Origin of the sequence: Pantoea sp. KPR_PJ, assembly GCF_041386365.1 — a bacterium.
GTDB lineage: Bacteria > Pseudomonadota > Gammaproteobacteria > Enterobacterales > Enterobacteriaceae > Pantoea.
In genome coordinates, this window is sequence record NZ_JABMIK010000012.1 from 41,798 (window position 1) to 63,909 (window position 22,112).

Here is a 22,112-nt window from a genome sequence, read left to right on the forward strand (position 1 = left end):
GAAAAAAACATCACTGGATACAGTATGCTTCCTTCAAAAGTCGTTCGTCATAAAGCAGGACGCTTTGTGCCTGTCCTTCTTGCTGGGCTGATTTTAGCCGCCTGTAGCGGTCAGGGGCCGCGAACCTCAAACGTAAATATTCAGGGGCCCATTACCGGTGGGTCTGATTACTATCTGCAACAAGTGCAGCAAAGCAGCGATGATAGCAGGACGGACTGGCAATTACTTGCCATCCGTGCCCTGATGAAAGAAGGAAAGTATCCGCAGGCGGGCCAGCAGCTCAACCAGCTTCCCAGCCAGCTCAGCGATACGCAGCAGCAGGAGCTGCTGCTGCTTAAATCGCAGTTCCTGTTTAATCAACAGAATGTCCCCGGCGCGATTCAGCAGTTGAATCAGGTGAAGGTGGAGGATCTGTCGAAAGAGCAGCAGGCGCGCTACTACGGCCTGAAAATTGCCGCCGCCCAGGGTAAAACCTCGCTGGCGCTGCTGCGCGCCTTTATCGCGCAGGAGCCACTGCTGAGCGGTGATGAGCATCAGAAAAATATTGATGCCACCTGGCAGGCGCTGACGCAGCTGCCGCCGCAGGATGCCGCCAGCCTGGTGATTAACGCCGACGAAAATACCCTTCAGGGCTGGCTGGATCTGCTCAACGTCTGGCGCGCCAACGCGCAGGACGGCGAGATGCTGAAGTCTGCGCTCAAAGACTGGCAGACGCGCTATCCGCAAAACCCGGCGGCAAAAACGCTGCCGACGCCGCTGAGCCAGGCGCAAAACTATACCAAAGCCTCTACCAGCACCATCGCCCTGCTGCTGCCGCTGAACGGCCAGGCGCAGGTTTTCGCCAGTGCGATTCAGAAAGGCTTCAACGATGCAAAAAATGGCGAGCTGAACGCCGCACCACAGCCTGCCACTCAGCAGGCTGCGCAACCAGCAGCCGCAGAGGGTGCGCCGCCCGCCTCCACCGGTGAGGCAAACAGCGTCGTCAGTCCGGCCGCTGCCGCCATCACCCCTGCAGATACGCAACAGTCCACAGAGACGCAGGCGCAGCCAGCGGTGAGTGCCCCCTCCAGCAGCGCGCAGGTAAAGGTGTATGACACCAGCAGCCAGCCGATTCAGCAGGTCATGCAGCAGGCGCAGCAGGATGGCGCGACGCTCGTGGTCGGCCCGCTGCTGAAAAATAACGTTGAAGCGGTTGCCAACAGCCAGACGCCGCTGAACGTGCTGGCGCTAAATGCGCCTGAGCAGATCCAGAACCATCCGAATATTTGCTATTTTGCGCTTTCTCCTGAAGACGAAGCGCGCGATGCCGCGCACCATATGTGGAACCAGGGCAAACGCCAGCCATTACTGCTGGTGCCGCGCAGCAGCTTCGGCGATCGCGTGGTTAACGCCTTTGCGCAGGAGTGGCAAAAACTGGGCGGCACGGCGCCGCTACAGCAGCGCTTTGGCTCGACGGCCGAGCTGAAGCAAGGCATCAACAGCGGTGCGGGCATCGCGCTGAGCGGCACGCCGGTGAATATTCAGCCCGCCGAACCGCAGGGCGTAACCGTTGCCGGGTTGACCATTCCGTCGCCGCAGCAGCAGAGCACACCGCCAGAGGCCAGCAGCGGCGGCAGTGTGGATTCGGTCTATATCGTCTCCACGCAGGCTGAACTGCAGCTGATCAAGCCGATGATCGCCATGCGCACCGGTAGCCGCAGCGCAGCGTCGCTTTATGCCAGCTCGCGTAGCTACCAGGCGGGTGCCGGCCCCGATTTCCGACTGGAGATGGAAGGCTTGCAGTTTAGCGATATTCCGCTGCTCTCGGGTCATAACCCGGCGCTGATGCAGCGGGCAGCACAGTCGTTCAATAACGACTATTCGCTGGTTCGCCTTTATGCGATGGGCATTGATGCCTGGACGCTGGCGAACAGCTTTAACCAGGTGCGTCAGACGCCAGGCTTTGCCATCGACGGCAATACCGGCAGGCTGAGCGCGAATCCGGATTGCGTGATCAACAGGACGTTGTCATGGAGCCAGTATCGTCAGGGAGAGATCGTTCCGGCCTCCTGAACCGTCGGCGCTTCGGTGCCGAACAGGAGCAGCGTGCCCGGCGCTATTTAGCGCGCGCCGGGTTACAGTGGGTCGCCAGCAACGTGCATTTTCGCGGCGGCGAGCTGGATCTCATCATGCGCGATGGCGCATGCTGGGTGTTTGTGGAGGTGCGTTACCGGCGCGATGCGCGCTACGGTGGCGCACTGGCCAGCATCACCCGACTCAAACAGCAGAAGCTGCTGCGTGCCGCCGCTCTGTGGCTGGCGCAGCGCGGCGGCAGTTTCGATACGGTGGATTGCCGTTTCGACATCATCGCCATTACTGGCACGGCGCTGGAATGGCTGCCGAATGCCTTTAATGCAGACGTTTAGAACCAGGTGGTCGTGTGCAGGACAGAATTAAAGCGTGTTTTACTGAAAGTATACAAACCCAGATTGCGGCGGCGGAAGCGCTGCCGGATGCCATTTCGCGCGCCGCGATGACGCTGGTGCAGTGCCTGCTTAACGGCAACAAAATTCTTAGCTGCGGCAACGGTGCATCTGCTGCCAATGCGCAGCATTTTGCCGCCAGCATGATTAATCGCTTTGAGACCGAGCGCCCCAGCCTGCCTGCGCTGGCGCTCAGCGCAGATAATGTAATGCTGACGGCGATCGCCAACGATCGCCAGCACGATGAAATCTATGCCAAGCAGGTGCGCGCACTGGGTCAGACCGGCGACGTGCTGCTGGCGATCTCCACCCGCGGCAACACCCGCGATATCGTTAAAGCCGTTGAAGCTGCGGTGACCCGTGATATGACCATCGTTGCGCTTACCGGCTATGACGGCGGCGAGCTGGCGGGCCTGCTGGGTCCGCACGACGTGGAAATCCGCATTCCGTCGCACCGCAGCGCCCGTATCCATGAGATGCATATGCTGACGCTCAACTGCCTGTGTGACCTGATTGATAACACCCTTTTTCCCCACCAGGAATGACTGAAGGAGCAAAGATGAAAGCATTGAACGCTGTCGCTATCCTGTTAACCGCCATGCTGTTGCAGGGCTGTGTTGCCGTTGTTGCCGGCGGCGCGGCTGTTGCCACCAAAACTGCCACCGATCCGCGTACCGTCGGCACGCAGGTTGACGATGGCACGCTGGAGCTGCGCGTCAGTAACGCGCTGGCGAAAGATCAGCAGATCAAAACGGACGCACGCGTCATCGCCACGGCCTATCAGGGTAAGGTCCTGTTGACCGGCCAGGCCCCTTCTCAGGATATCGCCAGCCGGGCAAAACAGATTGCAATGGGCGTAGATGGCGCGACCGAGGTCTATAACGAAATCCGCATTGGCCAGAAAGTAACGCTGGGGACCTCATCATCCGATACCTGGATTACCACCAAAATCCGTTCGCAGCTGCTGGGCAGCGATCAGGTGAAGTCATCGAATGTGAAAGTGACGACGGAAAATGGCGAGGTCTTTCTGTTAGGTCTGGTGACGGCTGAAGAGGCAAAAGCGGCGGCAGATATTGCCAGCCGGGTCAGCGGTGTGAAGCACGTGACCACCGCCTTTACCCTGCTGAAATAACGACGAAAATAACAGGGCGGCCCAGGCCGCCCTGTTTGTCACTGACGGTGAACGAGCACGACAGAGCAAGTGCGTTCGCCAGATGTTCTCCCTGACGGCGCACCCTCTGTCATTCATTGCCCTGCTCACTAATTCAATAACCTGAGCCAGTGATGTGCTTACACGGGTATATCAATCACCAGCGCCCGCGTAGCGGTTTTCGCCCGCAACCGTATCAGCTGCTCTTCCTGCACAAAGGCACCGTCGCCGCACGCCAGTTTCTCCTGATGCTCGCCGCGCGTTACCGCCTCCAGCGATCCATGAATCGACTGCAAATAGGCGCGCGGCCCGCGCAGCGCCAGCGTCTGCTCTTCGCCCGGCTCCAGCCGCAGCTGATGGATCCACACCTGCTGACGCAGCATCAGGCTGTTTCCCGCGCCGTCAGGGGAGGCGATCAGCTGAATATTTTCGCACGCCGGTAGCGCAATTTTCTGCATCAGCGGATTTTCCCGTTCGGGACAGGCGGCCAGCCAGATCTGCATGCGGGTTAAGGGCTGATCCTTACGCAGGTTGATCTCGCTGTAGCTGACGCCCGATTGCGTCGCCAGCAGCAGCGCTTCACCTTCACGCGCAACAATATGATTACCTTCGCTGTCGCGGTATTCCGCCTCGCCCTGCAACACGATGTTCAGCACGTCGACCTGAGGATAGGTGCGCGGCTGAAAGGCCGCGCCGGGAGCCAGCACTTCCTGATTCAACACGCGCAGCGAGGCATAGCCCATGAGTTTGGGATCGAAATAGTGACCGAAAGAAAAACTGTAGCGCGCCTGCAACCAGCCGAAATCAGCCTGGCCACATGCGGACGCACTGCGTGTCGTTATCATGATTTACCTCCAGCTCGCTGCGGCAGAGAGCAGCCGCAGACTTGATACCTGTTATGGTAAAAGGCTGGACGCCGTATTGTTAGCCAGTTAATCTGCCGTGCATATTCAAATTTCCTGAAAGAGAGTTCGGATGGCTAAAGAGCGTGCCTTAACCCTTGAAGCGCTGCGCGTGATGGATGCAATCGACCGTCGCGGCAGTTTTGCGGCGGCGGCGGATGAGCTGGGGCGCGTGCCCTCTGCGCTCAGCTACACCATGCAGAAGCTGGAAGAGGAGCTGGATGTGGTGCTGTTTGACCGCTCTGGTCACCGAACGAAATTTACCAACGTCGGGCGTATGCTGCTGGAGCGCGGACGCGTCCTGCTGGAAGCGGCCGATAAGCTCACCACCGACGCTGAAGCGCTGGCACGCGGCTGGGAAACGCATCTCACTATCGTCACTGAAGCGCTGGTACCTACCGAGGCGCTGTTTCCGCTGGTAGAAAAACTGTCGGAAAAAGCGAATACCCAGATTTCGCTGGTGACGGAAGTGCTGGCCGGCGCGTGGGAGCGGCTGGAGCAGGGGCGCGCCGATATTGTGATCGCACCCGACATGCACTTTCGCGCCTCAACCGAAATTAATACCCGCAAGCTTTACACCATGATGAGCGTTTATGTGGCCAGCGCCGATCACCCTATCCATAACGAGCCGGAACCACAGTCGGAAGTGACCCGCGTGAAGTATCGCGGCATTGCGGTGGCCGATACCGCACGTGAACGCCCCGTATTGACGGTGCAGCTGCTGGATAAGCAGCAGCGTCTGACGGTGAGCAGCATGGATGACAAACGCCGCGCGCTGCTGGCGGGTCTTGGCGTTGCTACCATGCCCTATTCGCTGGTGGAAAAGGATATTGCCGAAGGTCGGCTGCGCGTGGTCAGCCCGGAATATACGCGTGAAGTGGATATCATTATGGCGTGGCGTCGTGACAGCATGGGTGAGGCCAAAGCCTGGTGTCTGCGCGAAATCCCCCGTTTGCTGGCGAAAAAAAGCTAACCGTAACCGCCCTACCGCAAGGCGGGCGTGAGTGCTTACAGTTTCCCCAGACACTCAATCGCTACCGCCTTAAATCCCGCGAAATCTTTACTGTCGCGCAGCCGGGTCACCGCCCTTTCCCGTAAAAAGGTGACGAACAGGTCATAGATAGCCATCGCCTCTTCATATTCGCTTTTGCTGATCGCCAGCAGAAAGATGACCGAGGCGGTATCTTCACCCCATGCAATACCCCGCGGTGCCAGCACGGTATAAACCACGGTTTTCTTCGCCAGCAGGCCAAGCGAATGCGGTAACGCAATGCCCTCTCCCAGCATGGTGCTGACAATTGCCTCGCGCTCTTCTACCGAAGGATAAAAGCTCTCGTCGACATAGCCCTCTGCCTCCAGGCGGTCACACAGCTGTCGAAACAGCTGGGACTGGGTCATCGGCCGATCGACAATCAGGAAGTGCTGTTCATCGAAAAATTTCTCCAGCATATAAGGACGCGTGCGATCCACCAGCACCAGCTTGCCGATCTGCTCAAGCTGAAAACTGGTCGGAAAGGGCGACATCACCACTACCGGCTTCTCCTTCTCGCTCAGCCGCGTCGTAGAAATGACAAAGTCCTCATCAATGCGCGCGCGTGCTTCATATTCACGCTGCGACAGGCGCTCAGTCACCTGTAGCTGCGGATATTTACGCAGCAGCATTGCCTCGATCATGCGCAGCGTCGAGTTGCCGCTGTCGCACACCAGCAACACGCGAGGGTGGCGCTGATAGCCGACATCATAGTGGCGCTCCAGCCCGACACCGATATGCAATACCAGAAAACCAATCTCATTCTCGCTGATGACATAGGGCGTATATTTGCCCCAGCTCGACACGGCCGCCAGCGTGACATCATAGGCCATAGGATAGTGCTGTTTGATATTGTCGAGCAGGGGATTAGGAATATGGATCTGATAACGCACCCGGGTAATCATGGTTTTAATATGCGTCAGCAGGTCGGCACGCAGCTGCTCATCGCCCTGCAGTCGGTAGTTATAGTGCGTATTGATATAACTCAGCAGGTAATCCACCAGCGCATCGGCATCGTCGGCGTTGATGGCACTGGGCGCAGCCTCCTGGATCTGGCGCGCCGCGATATTGACCCGCAGCCAGCTCTCTTCCGCTGGCGACACCGGTTTTCCTACCAGCGGACGCAGCAGATTGATCAGCTGGTGCGCGGCCTCACGCACATCCAGCCCTACATCTTCCGCGCCCGGATCGCTGAGCGGATAGCCTTCGCTGATGCGTCGTACCGCAACCGCGCAATAGAGGCGCAGATAGCGTTCCCCTTCATCGCTCAGACGAACGTTGTGGCGCGTCAGGCACTGTTGCAGCAGGGGGCGCAGCGTTTCCAGGATACCGCTGTGCAGCGCCTCAACCCGGATCAGCGGGCTGTCGGCCTGCTCCTGATCGATCTGCCACAGCAGATCGGTCAGGCAGGTGCGGATCGCCACCTCGCTGCCGAACAGCTTCATCCCGTAGTGAGGCTTGCTTTCGATATTCAGATGATAGCGCGCCAGCCATTCACGTACGTCGGCCATGTCGTTTTGCAGCGTCGCGCGGCTGACAAACCACTCCTCTGCCAGATCCTCCAGCTTAAGCGACCAGGCCGCAGTAAGAAACCGCGTCAGCAGGTAGCGCACGCGCTCTGTCGCGGTTCGCGGTACGCGCAGCGGCGAACGTTTTTGCAACTCCAGCCGCTGGAAGCGCAGCGCATCCTCAATCTTCAGCTGGTAGCCCTCACCGCGACTAAGCACGAACTGCGCGCCATACTCTTCCAGCAGGGCGTTAAGCGCGCTGATGTCGGTACGTACGGTACGCGTCGAGATAGCAAAACGCCGCGCCAGCTCACCCTGGGGCAGCGTTTCGTTTTGTAAGGCGTCAAACAGTTGCGCAAGGCGCTGATTTGGAAATCTCAAGGCAGTCTACCTGTTACAGCGATGGCATAAATAGGGTGGAAAGCGCCAGACTACGACGAACGGCGCATATCGTCCATGCATGCGCCGACGTGATGATCGTCAGGGCAGCAGCCTCTTGCAGATTGCCAGAAGCTGACGCACATCTTCCACACGCGTGTCGCCGCTCACCGGATCGATAATTGAGCTGTAAACGTGTGGAATGATCTTGCTGACGCCCGCCTTCAGCGCGATCGTCAGGATCGCCTCAACATTATCAAGATCGATACCGCCCGTCGGCTCCAGCCAGAAATCGTGCGCTGCACACGCCTCGGCCACGGCGCGATACTCATCCACCGCTTTCAGTCCGCCCATCGGAAAATATTTCACCGAGCTGCCGCCCATATCTTTCAGCAGCGCGATGGCGCTGTCGACAGGCACCACGGCGTCAGTGCCCTGCGCGCTCAGCGGCCCGGTTGAGATTTTTACCCTACCGGGAGTACCTGTTGGTGAAACAAGACCGTTGACCACGGTTTGCGACTGGCCCAGCAGCGCGCGGCTGGTGCCGACGCCGGTAAAGACCTGGTTAACATGCTGGGGTTGCAGCACCGCTGAAATCTCACTCACCATTTTTGACTGGTTCGGATCGCCCGCGCCGAGCCCTACCGAGAGCGCGTTATCGATTAGCGCGGCATAGTCGCGCATATCGGCAATAGCCGCCTCATTGCTGCTGTAGTTCTTCGATAGTACGCCCACCAGCACATGTCCCTCAGCCGCTTCCCAGATGGCGCGCGCGTTGGCTTTTGAGCCAGCCAGCACGTTGAGACACAGACGATCCTTGTAAAAATTAGGGCTTAGCGTCATGCGGTTTTTCCTCCGTTCAGTAGTGCCTGGATTGAGGTGAAGATGGTGTGCAGCTGCTCAGCGCTGACGCTGCGCACGTCTGCCTCAATGATGCCTTCATTGGCTTTGTAGCCGCGAAAATAGATGGCAGTTTCACCGTTCTTCAGCGCCTGCACGATGTCGCCGGTGCGCTGACCAATAGCCGCCTCGTCAAACGTTATTTCAGCGCGGGCAATATCGCGTCCTGCCGCATCCCACACTACGCGAGCGCTTACGCCGTGCAGCTGGTTAAGGTTGTCAATAAAGGGGGTCATTTTCGCTACCATCTGCGCGCCGCTGGGCTTTTCCAGCCGGAGATAGTTCTCAATCGCCTGCGTCAGCCCCAGGATGCCCTCTTTACCCACTTTCATGGCCCGGCCAATGCCGTTGCTCTGGCGTTTGACCCATTCAACATACTGCTGTCTGCCTGTGACCAGCCCGCTGGTCGGCCCCTCAATCGCCTTCGCACCGCTGTAGATCACCAGATCTGCCCCGAACTGGTAATAGCACTGCAAATCTTCTTCAGCGGCGGCATCGACAATCAGCGGCACGCCGTATCTGCGCGCCACGCCGGCGGCCTGCTCCACGCTGAGATGGCTTTTCTGCACACAGTGATGAGATTTCACGTAGAGAATGGCGGCAGTCTGCGGCGTGATCGCCGCCGCCAGCTGCTCGGGTGAGCACTCGTTGCTGTATCCCGCCTCTACCAGACGACCGCCGCCCAGCGCGACCATGCTGCCTACCGGCGCGCCATAGTTAACGTTATGCCCTTTCGGCACCACGATCTCGTGCGGCACCTCCAGTGGTGCAGCGTGCAGATTATCCAGCAGCCAGTCGTTCTCTTTGACGATAACCGCCGCTACGCACTGCGCAATGCCCGCCGAGGCGCAGGAGACCACGACCGCATTTTCGACATTCAGCAACTGCGCAATATAGGCACCGGTTTTATCCACCAGATCTTTCATTTCAAAATAGTGGCTGAGGCCGGTCTGTACGGTCTCAATCACCTCCGCTGACGGCGTGGAAACGCCGAGAATGGTCATGCGTCCTGAAGCGTTGATGACCGGCTTCAGGCCATATTTTTCATAGATCGAAGACATTGGCTTTCCCTTCTTCTGTCAGATGCCACTCGCCCGCCACAATGGCCGCGAGCGGCGTAAGATGTTTCTCTCCGGTGATCTGCTCGCCCTCTGCGTCGATAAACAGGCGGGGGGCGTCCGTCACGCTAAAGATGGTCAGGTCGGCGTCGAAGCCCACGTCAAGACGCCCTTTGCGCGTCAGGCGCAGCCCCTCAGCGGCTTTCCAGGTAACGCAGTCGATCACCTGCGGCAGCGTCATACCGACGCTGAAAAACTTCGACATCACGTGCGCCAGGTTATGCACCGGCCCATTAAGGCGGTTGCGGCAGTAGATGTCTGAGCTGATGGTGTCGGGCAGAATGCCCTGGGCGATGGCAACGCGTGCTACCTCAAAGCTGAAGCTGGCGCTGCCGTGGCCGACATCCAGTCTGACGCCGCGCGCGAGGGCATTTTGCACCGAGGCTTTGAGTTCACCCTGCGGCGTCAGCACGCGGTTGGGCTTGCCGTTAAAGCAGTGGGTAATGATGTCACCGGCGGTCAGGCGATCGGCGATCTCTGCCAGATCGGGCGGATTGTTGCCGATATGCACCATCAGCGGCAGATCTCCCACCTGTTTCTGGATCGCTTTGGCTTTGATCAACGGCTGAATACCGTTTTCACCCACGACGCTGCTGCTCATGCGCGCCTTCAGGCCGACAATAAACGCAGGCAGTCGGTTTACCGCCTGCTGCACCGCGTCGCCATCGATCTGTCGCATATCCGCCAGCTCGTTTTGCGTCACAATACCGGTGCGGGCGATGTTGATCAGCGCATGGACCTGCGTGATCGCACTGCGGGTCAGGGCATAAAAATCATCAATATGATCCGCACCGGTACTTCCGGCGTCGATCACCGTCGTCACGCCGGTCGACACGCCGATCGCGTCCGCTTCATCATGGTAGATCGGGGAGTTGGGGTAGCAGTGAACGTGGGAATCGATCCAGCCCGCACTGACGTAGTAGCGTCCCGCCAGATCGCGCTCCCTTGCGGCGCTCCCCTGTATCTCATCGCCAATGGCGGCAATCTTGCCATCCTCAAGCGCGATATCCACCAGCCGCTCATCCGTCAGCCTTGCGCGGCGAAGAATCAGATCGAACATAGCATCTCCTTATCGCGGCGGCCGGATCGCGGTCCGCCGCCTCTGTCAGATCGCGACCGGAAAGATCGCGCCGAGGATCATGGCACCGAGGATCGCACCGCCGGTGATCGGTTTGTTCCACAGATAGAACAGCAGCGCACCGAGCAGCGAGCCAAGGCCAATTGGGATTGAGGCCGCCATTGCCGAGAGAATGATCAACGGGCCCAGGAAGCGGCCAGAGGCGTTACCTGCTCCCATCATGACATCGGCACCGTAGGTAGAGTCGCTCTGGTTAATGGTAAATTTACGCGCTAGGATAATGACGTAGCCAATCGCCACGCCAATCACCAGGCCGGTAGCCAGGGAGGCAGCAAAGTTAGCCACGGGGAAAACGATGCCCGCCCCCAGCAGCAGTGCGGGCACCCCGAGACCAACGCCGGTCTGGATGGCACCCCCGATATCGAGAATCCCGACCAGCGAGCCTTCAATAATGCGGGCAAACAGGAAGCTTGCGCCGAAGGCCGCCACCGCGCCGTAAACGCCGGTTTCCATCCCGGCACGCAGCATTGAAACGAACGCCACTTCGTTGAACGCGCCGATGCCGTAGAGATAGTACATATGCGTACCGGCAAATACGCCCGATGAGAGCAGGCCGACAAAGATCGGGAAAGACCAGTCGGCGTACCAAAAGCCTTTGTTTTCAGTCATGTCGATAACCTTATTTGCCGCTCAGGGAGTTATGGATCATGTCGAGCCAGCCGGGGATACCGAGCTGGAAGGATTGCAGCAGCTTCATATCAAAACCGCGGAAGAAACCGCTCAGCACGAACAGCAGCACGATCGCCACCATCATGACTTTGGTGACCTTGTTCCAGCCGCTCTCTTCGACGCCTTTACCGATCAGGATACCCAGCACCAGGCCCGGCACGGCATTACCCATAATGAGCTGCGCCAGCCCGCCAAAAATCGTTGCCCAGAAGCCCGATTTCTTACCGGCATCGATCGCCGCCAGCCAGAAAATCACCGGCATCACGGTGTTAACCAGCAGGTTTGCTGCCGGAACCAGCACTTTTACCGCCGTTACCTGCAAGGCAGCCGGAACAGCTGAGGCTGTAGAATTAAGGAAGGCGACCACGACCATGCCGATAATGCCGCAGGCGATAGCCATTTTTTTCGGATCGTGCAGAGTTTCCGCCAGGTTGCGGTTTTTCACCATCAACGCCGCTGCGCCCCAGTTAGGAATGATGCGGTGGTCTACGTCCTGGGTGAAGGAACCTGCCGCCACGGATGATGCCCAGGCATTGAAGAAGAAGCCGAGACCAAAGGAGAAGTGCGAAGCGGGATCGCCTTCGCAGGCGTTGAGCTCGCCGAGCGTACGGAATGCACCCATGCCCTGCGATGTTGGCGCATGGAACATACGTGCCGCACCGGCCCCCACGCCCACACCCACTAGCCCTCCGATGATCAACGACTTAAGCAAAATTATTAAAAACATGTTTTTTTACCTTTGTTGTCGTCTGTTTTTAAGGCGTCGTCGTGAATGTCACCTGCCCGGTATCGATCACGGTAACGCTGACGGAAATCTCCAGCTCTACGCTGTAGCTCCGTCGCTGGCGCGCCAGGAAGAAGAAAAGAAATTTCTCCGTCCTGACGCTCTCCTGCGCGCGCAGCACCCGTACATCAAGGGGTTCTATGCGCAGCAGAATCTTTTGTGTCGCGCGCAGAACCTGGTTCTGCACGCGGCTGAGGGCATCGGCAAAGGCCTTCTCTTTGCTGTCGCCTTTGCCCTGCACCGTCACCTGGGTAACGTATTGTTCTTTCATCGTTAGCTGCCGTGCTTCTTGTTCCAGGCCTGCACCAGCCGTTCGCCCAACTCCTCTTTGTCCATAAAGCCGAAGCCGAGCACGTTGGCACCTTCGTTAATGGCAGTCACACCCTCGTCAATGGAACGCATACCGTGGCGCGCCTTGTAGCCATATTTGTTCTGTGCAGTGATCGCCCCTGCGCCACCGCTGCCGCAGAAGGAGATGCCAAAGTCAGCATTTTCAGCCTTCATCACGTCGCCCAGCTTCATATCTGCCGCGACGCCCGGCACCACTACAGCCCGCCCGCCCGCTTTTTCAATCCCGGCAGCCACTTTCTGTCCTTTACCTAAACGATCGCCGATTACGACAGTTACCATCATAATTTCCTCATTTAACAGTTAGTTAGAACGTGCCACTTCAATATGGACGGAGAGAAGCCAGGCTTCCTCGCGCGGCAGGTTGCCGAAGAGATCGACCACCTGTTGCGCCAGCTGCATCGTTTCTGGCGATATATCCTCAAACAGTTCCGCCTCAACCTCTGGCAGCGGTTCGCCGGTCAGTGAACGCAGCGCCATGGCATGCACGTGTGAAGCCAGCATCTGCTGCTGCACCGCGTTTGGCTCTATAGTGTGTTGGGCATAGATCGCCGCGATTTGCGTCATGACCGTGTCGGCCAGCGCCTGAATCTCTTCTGGCGTGGCCTGCTGTACCGAAGCTCCGTTGCTGCTCACCTTGCTACTCCTGTTCACGAAAATTCGCGTTGCAAATAAATTACGGCCAGACGCTGCTTAAGTGCAGGCGCACTTTTTCCGCATTGAAGTGGAAATCGCAGGGCAGTCTGTGCGCCAGATCGCAGGATGCATGGATTGTGTGATACAGGCCGCGTTATGCACGGATCTGAGCGTTAACAGCCAAGGTCAAAAGGGAATCGTGCAGAGCGCGGCGCGGAGCGCAGATTAAAAACGGAATGAGATAAGAAAAGCCGATGATGAAGTGAAGCCGGTCGCGCGGACCGGCCTGAAAGTCAGCGAAATTTTTTATGATTGGCGTTGCGGATATCTGCCAGCTTCTGCGCTTCGGTTTTCGCACCGTCCACATTATTCGCTTTTGCCAGTTCGTTGACCACGTCGATCTGCGCAATCAGCGAGTCTAGCCCGGCGTGATAATCCTTGATCTGTGCGCTGTCTGCTGGCTGACCTTCCAGTTTCTCCGGCGTCGATTTTTTCGCGTCTTCCGCTGCCTGACGCATGTTGCTCAGCGCCTGCTGCATCGTCTGCGCATCGCGGGTTTTCATTACGGTACTCAGGCCCTCTTTCAGCGTGTCCATATCTTTCTCGAGATCGGCCGCATAGAGAGTGGCGCTTCCTGACAACAAGGAGAGAGCTAACATTGCAATCACAGGCTTACGCATCAGTGTGTCCTTTTTTCTTGTGGGTAAAAAAAAAGCAGCCAGAGCGGCTGCTTTCAGAAAGCGAGTTTTATTATTGTCCGGCGATTTTCATCTCCGGCAGCAGCACCGATCCACATTGTATGTTGCTGCGCGTTTCAATGTCGCTACCCACCGTGACGATATTACGCCACATATCCTTGAGATTTCCTGCAATAGTGATCTCACTCACAGGATATTGAATTTCACCGTTCTCGACCCAGAAGCCCGCCGCACCGCGTGAATAGTCACCGGTAATGGCGCTGACGCCCTGGCCCATCAGTTCGGTGACCACCAGGCCACGCCCCATCTGCTTCAACAGGTCTTCAAAGCTGCTGCCCTGGCCAGCAATGCGCCAGTTGTGGATGCCGCCCGCGTGACCGGTGCTCTTCAGGCCCAGCTTGCGCGCCGAGTAGCTGGTCATCAGCCAGGTTTGCAGCACACCATCCTTAATGATATCGCGCGCCTGAGTGCGCACGCCTTCGCTGTCAAACGGCGTCGATGCCAGCCCTTTCAGCAGATGTGGCTGCTCGTTAATCGTGAGCCATTCCGGCAGGATCTGCTGTCCCAGCGCGTCCAGCAGGAAGGTCGATTTACGATAGACGCTGCCGCCGCTGATCGCGCCAACCAGATGGCCGAAAAGGCCCGTAGCCACTTCCGGTGCGAAGATGACCGGCGCTTTCATGGTAGACAGTTTGCGCGGCGCAAGGCGCGACAGTACGCGTCGCGCGCACTCTTCGCCCACCCAGTCGGGGCTTTTCAAATCGTCAAAGGCGCGGCCGATGGTATAGGCGTAGTCGCGCTCCATGTTACCGTCCTGCTCAGCGATAACGCTGCTGGACAGCGAGTGGCGGCTGGAGCAGTAGCTCTGCATCATGCCGTGGCTGTTGCCGAAAACTTTAATGCCGACGTGGCTGTTGAAGCTGCCGCCTTCGGTATTGGTGATGCGTGAATCGGCCTTCAGCGACGCCTGTTCCGCCTGCGCGGCGAGCTCGATGGCGCGATCGGCGTCGATCTCCCAGGGGTGGTAGAGGTCGAGATCCGGCGCGTCGAACGCCAGCAGCTCGGCATCCGCTGGCCCGGCATAGGGGTCTGCTGAGGTATAGCGGGCAATGTCGATCGCCGCCTGCACGGTGCGTTTAATCGCTTCCGGACTAAGGTCAGTGGAAGAGGCGCTGCCCTTGCGGTTCTGATGATAAACGGTGATGCCGAGCGCGCCATCGCTGTTAAACTCGACGTTCTCCACTTCGCCGTAACGGGTGCTGACGCCGATTCCGGTGGTTTTGGTCACTGCCACTTCCGCGCCGTCGGTGCTGGCTTTCGCCAGATCCAGCGCCTGCGCCACTGCCTGTTCCAACACTTTTCGCTGTTCTGCAACCTGAGTAGATACGTTCATCGGCCTGCCGTCTAATCTTATGTATGAAAGTTTTGAGTCTATCAGAGTCAGAGAACAATTTCGCAGTCACCCGATAAACTGATAGGATTAGCCTCTTTTTTTAGGGGAGCCCAGAAAATGACCAAACAGCCCGATGAGTGGCTCGACGATGTACCGGATAATCAGGAAGAAGAAGACGAAGAGATTATCTGGGTCAGTAAGAGCGAAATTAAACGCGACGCTGAAGAGCTAAAACGCCTGGGTGCCGAACTGGTCGATCTGGGCAAGAACGCCCTGGAGAAGATCCCGCTTGATCAAGATTTGCTGGCCGCGGTTGAACTGGCCCAGCGCATTAAGAAAGAGGGCCGCCGTCGCCAGCTGCAGCTGATTGGCAAAATGCTGCGCTCTCGCGACGTTGACCCGATTCGCCAGGCGCTGGATAAGCTAAAGAACCGTCATAATCAGCAGGTTGCGCTGTTCCACAAGCTAGAAGCGCTGCGCGATCGCCTGATTGAACAGGGTGACGAGGCAATGAATGAGGTCATTACTCTTTATCCGCATGCCGATCGTCAGCAGCTGCGCAGCATGATCCGCAACGCGCAGAAAGAGAAAGCGGGCAATAAACCGCCCAAAGCCTCGCGTCAGATTTTCCAGTATTTACGTGAGCTGGCGGAGAACTAAGCCCGGTTCAGGCGGGTTGCTCAGCCTGCCTGTGACGCTTCTGGCAACCGCGTAGAAATCAAAAAGCGCCCTGCTACGGGCGCTGTAAAGATTACGCCAGTCGATCCAGTAGCTTCTGATGAATCCCACCGAACCCGCCGTTGCTCATCACCAGGATTGAATCGCCCGGCTGCGCGGTTTTCGCCACCATCTCAACCAGCGTATCGATATCGGCACTCCAGTGCGCGGGCGGCATGCAGGCCTCAGCGACGTCAGAAACCTGCCACGGAATATGGTGCGGCTGGAACAAAAAGACTTCATCCGCACGCGCCAGCGACGGAGCGAGATCGTTTTTGCTCACGCCCATCTTCATGGTATTGGAACGCGGCTCCAGCACCGCCAGGATGCGCGCTCTGCCGCCCACCTTGCTGCGCAGCGCCGAGAGCGTCGCCAGGATCGCGGTCGGGTGATGGGCAAAATCGTCATACACCTTGATGCCGTTTACCTCGCCGCGCAGTTCAAGACGACGGCGCGCGTTGATAAAGCTGTCAAGGGCCTGCGCCGCATCTTCGGGTTTTACGCCGACGTGACGCGCTGCGGCAATAGCCATCAGGCCATTATGCATGTTGTGCTCGCCCACCAGCGACCAGTTCACCTCGCCCACTTTCTCGCCGTCAAGCAGCACTTCCCAGCGCGACGCATCGGGCACCTGCTTTTTCGCCTGCCAGCGGCCGCCTTCGCCAACGCCTTCCTGCTCGCTCCAGCAGCCCATCGCCATCACCTGCCTGATGTTGTGATCGTGCTCTGGCAGCAGGATCTTGCCCTGGCCCGGCACAATACGCACCAGATGGTGGAACTGCTTCTGGATAGCCCGTAAATCGTCAAAGATGTCAGCGTGATCGAATTCAAGGTTGTTGAGGATCAACGTGCGCGGGCAGTAGTGAACGAACTTGGAGCGTTTGTCGAAAAAGGCGCAGTCATATTCATCGGCTTCGATAACGAAGAATGGACTTTGTCCTAATTTTGCCGAAACCTCGAAGTTGCCCGGCACGCCGCCAATGATAAAGCCAGGCGCCAGTCCGCACGACTCCAGTATCCAGGCTACCATACCAGAAGTGGTTGTTTTCCCGTGGGTTCCTGCTACGGCCACCACCCAGCGATCGCGCAGTACGAAGTCATGTAGCCACTGCGGTCCAGAGAGATAGGGGATGTTGCGTTTCAGCACCGCCTCAACACAGGGGTTGCCGCGCGTCATCGCATTGCCGATGATAACGAGGTCCGGCGCGGGATCGAGCTGTGAGGCGTCGTAGCCTTCAGTGAGTTCAATGCCCTGCTGCTCCAGCAGTGTGCTCATCGGCGGGTAAACGTTGGCGTCCGAACCGGTCACCTGATGGCCAAGGGAACGTGCCAGCATTGCCAGACCGCCCATAAAGGTGCCGCAAATCCCAAGGATATGAATGCGCATAACTTGATCCATTACTCAAAAGTTCGGCGCACAGTGTAACCCCGCTCGCAGACTTAAGAAACGGATTAGGACTATGGTTTTTGAAGTTCAATCGGCTAAACTGCGTACGCAAACGTTGGCGGTTTGTCAGGCAGGCTGCCACTCCATCGAAGATTCAGGGAATGTGTTATGAAAACGTTAGGCGAATTTATCGTCGAGAAACAGCACGACTTTCCTCACGCTACAGGTGAACTGACGGCGCTGATTTCCGCTATCAAACTGGGCGCAAAAATCATCCATCGCGATATCAACAAAGCCGGTTTGGTCGATATTCTCGGTGCCAGCGGCGTTGAAAACGTTCAGGGTGAACAGCAGATGAAGCTGGATCTCTTCGCGAACGAAAAGCTTAAAGCGGCACTGAAAGCGCGCGGCATCGTGGCAGGGATTGCATCGGAAGAAGAGGATGAGTTTGTAATCTTCGAAGGAGTTGAAAACGGTAAATATGTGGTCCTGATGGATCCGCTGGACGGCTCTTCCAATATCGACGTTAACGTCTCCGTCGGCACCATCTTCTCTATTTATCACCGCGTCAGCGCACCGGGAACGCCGGTCACCGAAGCGGACTTTATGCAGCCGGGTCACAAGCAGGTTGCAGCGGGCTACGTTGTGTATGGCTCCTCAACCATGATGGTCTATACCACCGGCTGTGGCGTACACGCCTTTACCTACGATCCGTCGCTCGGCGTTTTCTGCCTGAGCCACGAGCGCATGGCCTATCCCCCTACGGGCTATACCTACTCCATTAACGAAGGCAACTATATTCGTTTCCCGCAGGGCGTGAAGAAATACCTGAAGTTCTGTCAGGAAGAGGATCATGCCACGCATCGTCCTTACACCTCCCGCTATATCGGCTCGCTGGTGGCGGATTTTCACCGTAACCTGCTGAAAGGCGGCATCTATCTCTACCCGAGCACCGCCAGCCACCCTAACGGCAAGCTGCGCCTGCTGTATGAGTGCAACCCTATGGCCTTCCTCGCGGAGCAGGCTGGCGGTAAAGCCAGCGACGGCACGAAACGTATTCTCGACATTCAGCCGGAAACGCTGCACCAGCGCTGCCCGTTCTTCTGCGGCAACGATGCGATGGTTGATGATGTAGAGCGTTTCCTGCGCGAGTATCCTGACGCGGCGCAGTAAGCCAGAGAGCAAGGGCGCGATTATCGCGCCCTTTCTTTTATGCCGTTTATGCCGTTTCCAGCCTGAACAGCGACACCGCAGATTGCAGATGCTGCGATTGCGCCTCCAGTGACTGCGTTGCCGCCGTCGCCTGCTCCACCAGGGCCGCATTCTGCTGCGCCGCCTCATCCATCTGCGTCACGGCCTGATTCACCTGCTCAATGCCGCGACTCTGCTCGTCCGATGCCATTGAAATCTCTTTCATCAGCGCCGTGACGCGCATCACTTCGCTGGAGATCTCATCCATGGTTTCGCCCGCGCGCGTGGCCATATCGCTGCCCTCTTTTACCCGCGTTTGCGACTCTGCGATCAGCCCGCGGATCTCCTTCGCCGCATTAGCGCTGCGCTGTGCCAGAGTACGCACTTCGTTTGCCACCACCGCAAACCCGCGCCCCTGTTCGCCCGCACGCGCGGCCTCCACCGAGGCGTTGAGCGCCAGGATATTGGTCTGGAAAGCGATGCTGTCGATCACGCCAAGAATGTCGCCGATGCGCCTGGCGCTGTCGGTGATCTCCTGCATCTTCTCCATCACATAGCACACCACTTCTGCACCGCGATCGGCGGTATCAGAGACGCTGTTTGCCAGCGTGTTCGCCTGCTGCGCATTGGCGGCGTTGAGGCGCACCGTGGCGGTAAGCTGTTCCATGCTGGCTGCCGTTTGCTCCAGCGACGCCGCTGACTCCTCTGTGCGCTGGGACAGGTGCACGTTGCCCGCTGCCAGTTCGCGACTGCCAACGTCGATTTGCAGGCTGGCTTCCCGCACCTGGCTTACCTGCGCCCGCAGCGCCTGCTGCATCTCAGCTAACGCGCGGTTCAGTCGACCCAGTTCGTTATCGCCTGCCGGAGGCAGCGTGTGTGACAGGTCGCCCGCGGCAACCTGCTCAAGGTGCCCGATGGCATGATCCAGCGGCTGTAGCAACAGGCGACGCATCAGCACCCAGGCGAGTACGAACAGCAGCAGCGTGAGGGCTACCGCCGTACCGATCAATGCCTTCATCAACGTTTCGTTGTGAGCCGCCTGCGCCAGCTGCATATCAGTAACGCTGTCGGCGTAGGTGCCAAAGGCGGCGACCGCATCGCTGTAGTTCTGTGCCAGCGTGGCGAGATTGCCCTCCAGTACGGCGTAATACTCGTCGGTGTACTGCTTTTCCAGCGCATCGACGATCGGTTTAATGCCCTGCGCCATATAGGCGTTATAGGTGGCGACGACCTCGTCAGCCAGCTTTTTGCCTTTCACCGTCACGGTCCCGGCGTCAATAAAGGCTTTCATATTCTGCTGCGAATCGCGCACGTCAGCCTGAACCTGTTTCGTGGCTGTCGCGCCCTCTTCCAGCAGACCAATCTCTATTTTGCGCACCGCCAGCGCGGAGGTGGCTCGCGCGCGCATTAAGTCGCCGTTGCTTTGATAGAGCGCGTTGAGTTCGATACCCTGAATGCGGTTAATGACATTCAGTGACTGATTCCCTTTATTAATGGCAATAATGCCCATCACGCTGACCGCCAGCAGCAGCAGCGTCATAAAGGCAAGTAAAGCTAATAATCCTGTGCGTAGTGAGAGCTTTTTCATGATGTTTTTTTCCGTTTGCTTAGAGAAAGGCAGAAAATCCAGCAGCCCTAAAACGTACAAGTTATCGGCAGTTGCGCAGAGAAACTTTACCGACGTTGATGGTCATTTCCCTGTCATTTCCGCACGCTTACGCTCTCTTAAAGAGGATTTACAGGATGAAAAAAGGTATTGCCGCCGTTGCTCTGCTGCTCAGTTCTCCCGCGCTGGCACAGCAGAACCCGATTGACCTTGCGCTGGCGCAGTGTCTCAATGACGCCACGTCTACCGTGGCGATGGTGTCCTGCTACGATCGCGCCAGCCAGGCCTGGGACCGAGAAATGAATATCCACTACAACCAGCTAATCAACTCTCTGAGCGGCGAGCCGGCAACGGCGCTGCGCCGCACGCAGCGCCAGTGGCTGGCCTACCGCGATAGCTGGCAGGCCGCAAGCAGGGCCTTTTTTACCCGCACGCAGGGCTCCATGGCGCAGATCGCTGTTGCCGGACAGGGCGTCGATCTGGTTCGCAATCAGGCACTGATGTTGCAGTCGCTGAATAAAGGCAGTTGCGCCAGCAACGGCGATTGTTGATAAATAGTGGCTCACGCGCTGGCGTGTTCCAGCGTAACAACGTCCTTTCAGGGAGCATTTATGGCTGCGTATGCCTCTACTCTTATCCTTATCGGCCTCGCGGTCCTGAGCTATTTTGTCCATAACAGCGCGGTAACCCTCTCTATCCTGATTTTGCTGGCCATTAAGCTCACCCCGCTGTCGCAGTTTTTCCCCTACGTTGAGAAACAGGGCATCCAGCTCGGCATTATTATTCTGACGGTTGCAGTCATGGCCCCGCTTGCCAGCGGCTCGCTTCCCGCCTCATCGCTGCTGAAATCTTTTGTTCACTGGCAGTCGATTGTGGCCATACTGGTGGGGATTTTTGTTGCCTGGCTGGGCGGCCGCGGCGTCAGCTTTATGAGCGTGCAACCCACCGTTATTGGCGGCTTACTGATCGGCACGGTGATTGGTGTGGCCTTCTTTCGCGGCGTGCCGGTTGGCCCGCTGATTGCTGCGGGAATTGTCTCGCTGTTTATCACCGCAAAGTAGGGCGTGGACCATTCCGAAAGGTCAAAATTGGGGCATACTTTCAGAGTCAGTTGGCTATAATAGCCGTCACTCAACATATGACTATTGAAGGAATGCCCGATGAGTTTGAACCAGGTGCCTGCAGGCAAAGAACTGCCAGAAGATATCTACGTTGTTATTGAGATCCCGGCTAACGCCGATCCAATCAAATACGAAGTGGACAAAGAGTCTGGCGCTCTGTTTGTAGACCGTTTCATGTCTACGGCGATGTTCTATCCGTGCAACTACGGCTATATCAACCATACGCTGTCGCTGGATGGTGATCCGGTTGACGTGCTGGTTCCGACCCCATACCCGCTGCAGCCTGGCTCTGTCATTCGCTGCCGCCCAGTTGGCGTGCTGAAAATGACCGACGAGTCTGGCGAAGATGCCAAACTGGTTGCCGTACCGCACACCAAGCTGACTAAAGAATACGATCACATTAAAGATGTGAACGACCTGCCAGAACTGCTGCGTGCGCAGATCACCCACTTCTTCGAGCAGTATAAAGCGCTGGAAAAAGGCAAATGGGTGAAGGTTGAAGGCTGGGATAACGCTGAAGCGGCGAAAGCGGAGATCGTCTCCTCTTTCGAGCGTGCGAAGCAGAAATAATCTGCCTATGGCTGATAAAAAAACACCGTCCTCTGGACGGTGTTTTTGTTTATGGGTCTGACGGAGGATCGTCACGCTGTAGCCAGTCGCCGCTGGCAATACGCTGACGTCCCTTTACCGGACGCTGGTAGACATAGAGCCATGCGCTGCCGTAAGGCGTTTGCATCAGCTGGCGCTTATACTCGCCAGCCTTAGTGCGCAATGCATCCAGTTCGCCCAGCGTGGTGGCGTCGATGCGGTAAACTTCACAATAGACGGTTCCTTCGCCCGGGATCACGCCCGGATAATGGCCGAGACTGTAGAGCTCATAGCCCTCAATCTGCATATCCCCCAGCCATTGCGCATTCGTCATCCAGTGACTGTTTCCCTGTTTGCGCCGTAAACTGCCGTAGACAATTATTCGCAT

Annotated in this window: 25 protein-coding genes; 10 read left to right on the forward strand and 15 right to left on the reverse strand. The window is 57.7% G+C overall.

The features are described from left to right. Positions 1-24 precede the first annotated feature (24 nt). The 4 genes from HP564_RS19175 to dolP are packed head-to-tail and all read left to right on the forward strand — an operon-like array spanning position 25 to position 3,594. Positions 25-2,052, forward strand: coding sequence for a penicillin-binding protein activator (locus HP564_RS19175; RefSeq protein ID WP_371245428.1), 2,028 nt, complete (start codon positions 25-27; stop codon positions 2,050-2,052). After that, positions 2,010-2,405, forward strand: coding sequence for a YraN family protein (locus HP564_RS19180; protein ID WP_371245429.1), 396 nt, complete (start codon positions 2,010-2,012; stop codon positions 2,403-2,405). Before HP564_RS19175 ends, HP564_RS19180 begins: the two co-directional genes overlap by 43 nt. 14 nt (positions 2,406-2,419) lie before the next feature. Next, complete coding sequence (gene diaA, locus HP564_RS19185) at positions 2,420-3,007, forward strand: DnaA initiator-associating protein DiaA (RefSeq protein WP_371245430.1); 588 nt, start codon at positions 2,420-2,422, stop codon at positions 3,005-3,007. A gap of 14 nt (positions 3,008-3,021) precedes the next feature. Next, positions 3,022-3,594, forward strand: coding sequence for a division/outer membrane stress-associated lipid-binding lipoprotein (dolP, locus tag HP564_RS19190; protein WP_371245431.1), 573 nt, complete (start codon positions 3,022-3,024; stop codon positions 3,592-3,594). A gap of 158 nt (positions 3,595-3,752) precedes the next feature. On the opposite strand, the gene HP564_RS19195 is transcribed toward dolP, so the two are convergent. Next, complete coding sequence (locus tag HP564_RS19195) at positions 3,753-4,457, reverse strand: pirin family protein (protein ID WP_371245432.1); 705 nt, start codon at positions 4,455-4,457, stop codon at positions 3,753-3,755. 130 nt (positions 4,458-4,587) lie between these two features. Here HP564_RS19195 and HP564_RS19200 point away from each other — a divergent pair, with 130 nt between their 5' ends. Next, positions 4,588-5,487, forward strand: a complete 900-nt coding sequence (locus HP564_RS19200) for a LysR family transcriptional regulator (RefSeq protein WP_371245433.1) — start codon at positions 4,588-4,590, stop codon at positions 5,485-5,487. A gap of 35 nt (positions 5,488-5,522) precedes the next feature. On the opposite strand, the gene HP564_RS19205 is transcribed toward HP564_RS19200, so the two are convergent. From HP564_RS19205 to pmbA, 11 genes are all read right to left on the reverse strand, one after another. Further along, positions 5,523-7,433, reverse strand: a complete 1,911-nt coding sequence (locus HP564_RS19205) for a transcription antiterminator (RefSeq protein ID WP_371245434.1) — start codon at positions 7,431-7,433, stop codon at positions 5,523-5,525. A 99-nt stretch (positions 7,434-7,532) separates the two neighbouring features. Continuing rightward, entirely contained in the window at positions 7,533-8,273 is a 741-nt protein-coding gene (locus HP564_RS19210; RefSeq protein ID WP_371245435.1) for a KDGP aldolase family protein, read from the reverse strand. After that, entirely contained in the window at positions 8,270-9,391 is a 1,122-nt protein-coding gene (locus HP564_RS19215) for a DgaE family pyridoxal phosphate-dependent ammonia lyase (protein ID WP_371245436.1), read from the reverse strand. Before HP564_RS19215 ends, HP564_RS19210 begins: the two co-directional genes overlap by 4 nt. Then, a complete protein-coding gene (locus HP564_RS19220; RefSeq protein ID WP_371245437.1) occupies positions 9,375-10,508 on the reverse strand; it encodes an amidohydrolase/deacetylase family metallohydrolase in 1,134 nt (377 codons plus the stop codon). Before HP564_RS19220 ends, HP564_RS19215 begins: the two co-directional genes overlap by 17 nt. Before the next feature lie 45 nt (positions 10,509-10,553). Further along, complete coding sequence (locus HP564_RS19225; protein WP_371245438.1) at positions 10,554-11,195, reverse strand: DUF4310 family protein; 642 nt, start codon at positions 11,193-11,195, stop codon at positions 10,554-10,556. Positions 11,196-11,205: 10 nt separating this feature from the next. After that, entirely contained in the window at positions 11,206-11,982 is a 777-nt protein-coding gene (locus HP564_RS19230; RefSeq protein ID WP_371245439.1) for a DUF4311 domain-containing protein, read from the reverse strand. 28 nt (positions 11,983-12,010) lie between these two features. Beyond that, on the reverse strand, positions 12,011-12,310 hold the full coding sequence (locus HP564_RS19235) for a DUF4312 family protein (protein ID WP_371245440.1): 300 nt from the start codon (positions 12,308-12,310) through the stop codon (positions 12,011-12,013). Between the two features lie 2 nt (positions 12,311-12,312). Beyond that, positions 12,313-12,669 (reverse strand): SFCGS family glycine-rich protein, encoded by a 357-nt coding sequence (locus tag HP564_RS19240; protein WP_081140782.1) that lies wholly within the window; start codon positions 12,667-12,669, stop codon positions 12,313-12,315. Between the two features lie 21 nt (positions 12,670-12,690). Beyond that, a complete protein-coding gene (locus tag HP564_RS19245; protein WP_371245441.1) occupies positions 12,691-13,023 on the reverse strand; it encodes a glycine dehydrogenase in 333 nt (110 codons plus the stop codon). A gap of 293 nt (positions 13,024-13,316) precedes the next feature. Further along, entirely contained in the window at positions 13,317-13,703 is a 387-nt protein-coding gene (gene cybC / locus HP564_RS19250; protein ID WP_371245442.1) for a cytochrome b562, read from the reverse strand. A 70-nt stretch (positions 13,704-13,773) separates the two neighbouring features. Beyond that, a complete protein-coding gene (pmbA, locus tag HP564_RS19255) occupies positions 13,774-15,114 on the reverse strand; it encodes a metalloprotease PmbA (protein WP_371245443.1) in 1,341 nt (446 codons plus the stop codon). A gap of 117 nt (positions 15,115-15,231) precedes the next feature. On the opposite strand from pmbA, the gene yjgA reads away from it, so the two are divergent. Next, positions 15,232-15,774 (forward strand): ribosome biogenesis factor YjgA, encoded by a 543-nt coding sequence (gene yjgA / locus HP564_RS19260; protein ID WP_371245444.1) that lies wholly within the window; start codon positions 15,232-15,234, stop codon positions 15,772-15,774. 91 nt (positions 15,775-15,865) lie between these two features. On the opposite strand, the gene mpl is transcribed toward yjgA, so the two are convergent. Continuing rightward, the gene (mpl, locus tag HP564_RS19265) at positions 15,866-17,218 is read right to left on the reverse strand and encodes a UDP-N-acetylmuramate:L-alanyl-gamma-D-glutamyl-meso-diaminopimelate ligase (protein ID WP_371245445.1); all 1,353 of its coding nucleotides are present in this window, start codon (positions 17,216-17,218) and stop codon (positions 15,866-15,868) included. 168 nt (positions 17,219-17,386) lie between these two features. Between mpl and fbp the strand changes: the two genes are divergently transcribed. Beyond that, complete coding sequence (gene fbp / locus HP564_RS19270) at positions 17,387-18,391, forward strand: class 1 fructose-bisphosphatase (protein WP_371245446.1); 1,005 nt, start codon at positions 17,387-17,389, stop codon at positions 18,389-18,391. Between the two features lie 46 nt (positions 18,392-18,437). Here fbp and HP564_RS19275 read toward each other — a convergent pair whose 3' ends face one another. After that, the gene (locus HP564_RS19275; RefSeq protein WP_371245447.1) at positions 18,438-19,997 is read right to left on the reverse strand and encodes a methyl-accepting chemotaxis protein; all 1,560 of its coding nucleotides are present in this window, start codon (positions 19,995-19,997) and stop codon (positions 18,438-18,440) included. Between the two features lie 155 nt (positions 19,998-20,152). Here HP564_RS19275 and HP564_RS19280 point away from each other — a divergent pair, with 155 nt between their 5' ends. From HP564_RS19280 to ppa, 3 genes are all read left to right on the forward strand, one after another. Further along, entirely contained in the window at positions 20,153-20,566 is a 414-nt protein-coding gene (locus HP564_RS19280; RefSeq protein WP_371245448.1) for a lysozyme inhibitor LprI family protein, read from the forward strand. Between the two features lie 60 nt (positions 20,567-20,626). Then, positions 20,627-21,076 carry a DUF441 domain-containing protein gene (locus tag HP564_RS19285; protein WP_371245449.1) on the forward strand — a complete coding sequence of 150 codons (450 nt, stop codon included), beginning with the start codon at positions 20,627-20,629 and terminating at the stop codon, positions 21,074-21,076. Positions 21,077-21,175: 99 nt separating this feature from the next. Continuing rightward, positions 21,176-21,706, forward strand: coding sequence for an inorganic diphosphatase (gene ppa, locus HP564_RS19290; RefSeq protein ID WP_371245450.1), 531 nt, complete (start codon positions 21,176-21,178; stop codon positions 21,704-21,706). Between the two features lie 49 nt (positions 21,707-21,755). Here ppa and HP564_RS19295 read toward each other — a convergent pair whose 3' ends face one another. Then, positions 21,756-22,112 (reverse strand): gamma-glutamylcyclotransferase, encoded by a 357-nt coding sequence (locus HP564_RS19295; RefSeq protein WP_371245451.1) that lies wholly within the window; start codon positions 22,110-22,112, stop codon positions 21,756-21,758.

Bases quoted from the DNA above. Each gene is read 5' to 3' on its own strand.
- HP564_RS19175 (WP_371245428.1), top strand. From the start codon at position 25: ATGCTTCCTTCAAAAGTCGTTCGTCATAAAGCAGGACGCTTTGTGCCT.
- HP564_RS19180 (WP_371245429.1), top strand. From the start codon at position 2,010: ATGGAGCCAGTATCGTCAGGGAGAGATCGTTCCGGCCTCCTGAACCGT.
- dolP (WP_371245431.1), top strand. From the start codon at position 3,022: ATGAAAGCATTGAACGCTGTCGCTATCCTGTTAACCGCCATGCTGTTG.
- HP564_RS19195 (WP_371245432.1), bottom strand. From the start codon at position 4,457: ATGATAACGACACGCAGTGCGTCCGCATGTGGCCAGGCTGATTTCGGC.
- HP564_RS19200 (WP_371245433.1), top strand. From the start codon at position 4,588: ATGGCTAAAGAGCGTGCCTTAACCCTTGAAGCGCTGCGCGTGATGGAT.
- HP564_RS19210 (WP_371245435.1), bottom strand. From the start codon at position 8,273: ATGACGCTAAGCCCTAATTTTTACAAGGATCGTCTGTGTCTCAACGTG.
- HP564_RS19215 (WP_371245436.1), bottom strand. From the start codon at position 9,391: ATGTCTTCGATCTATGAAAAATATGGCCTGAAGCCGGTCATCAACGCT.
- HP564_RS19220 (WP_371245437.1), bottom strand. From the start codon at position 10,508: ATGTTCGATCTGATTCTTCGCCGCGCAAGGCTGACGGATGAGCGGCTG.
- HP564_RS19225 (WP_371245438.1), bottom strand. From the start codon at position 11,195: ATGACTGAAAACAAAGGCTTTTGGTACGCCGACTGGTCTTTCCCGATC.
- HP564_RS19230 (WP_371245439.1), bottom strand. From the start codon at position 11,982: ATGTTTTTAATAATTTTGCTTAAGTCGTTGATCATCGGAGGGCTAGTG.
- HP564_RS19235 (WP_371245440.1), bottom strand. From the start codon at position 12,310: ATGAAAGAACAATACGTTACCCAGGTGACGGTGCAGGGCAAAGGCGAC.
- HP564_RS19240 (WP_081140782.1), bottom strand. From the start codon at position 12,669: ATGGTAACTGTCGTAATCGGCGATCGTTTAGGTAAAGGACAGAAAGTG.
- cybC (WP_371245442.1), bottom strand. From the start codon at position 13,703: ATGCGTAAGCCTGTGATTGCAATGTTAGCTCTCTCCTTGTTGTCAGGA.
- pmbA (WP_371245443.1), bottom strand. From the start codon at position 15,114: ATGAACGTATCTACTCAGGTTGCAGAACAGCGAAAAGTGTTGGAACAG.
- yjgA (WP_371245444.1), top strand. From the start codon at position 15,232: ATGACCAAACAGCCCGATGAGTGGCTCGACGATGTACCGGATAATCAG.
- mpl (WP_371245445.1), bottom strand. From the start codon at position 17,218: ATGCGCATTCATATCCTTGGGATTTGCGGCACCTTTATGGGCGGTCTG.
- fbp (WP_371245446.1), top strand. From the start codon at position 17,387: ATGAAAACGTTAGGCGAATTTATCGTCGAGAAACAGCACGACTTTCCT.
- HP564_RS19275 (WP_371245447.1), bottom strand. From the start codon at position 19,997: ATGAAAAAGCTCTCACTACGCACAGGATTATTAGCTTTACTTGCCTTT.
- HP564_RS19280 (WP_371245448.1), top strand. From the start codon at position 20,153: ATGAAAAAAGGTATTGCCGCCGTTGCTCTGCTGCTCAGTTCTCCCGCG.
- HP564_RS19285 (WP_371245449.1), top strand. From the start codon at position 20,627: ATGGCTGCGTATGCCTCTACTCTTATCCTTATCGGCCTCGCGGTCCTG.
- ppa (WP_371245450.1), top strand. From the start codon at position 21,176: ATGAGTTTGAACCAGGTGCCTGCAGGCAAAGAACTGCCAGAAGATATC.
- HP564_RS19295 (WP_371245451.1), bottom strand. From the start codon at position 22,112: ATGCGAATAATTGTCTACGGCAGTTTACGGCGCAAACAGGGAAACAGT.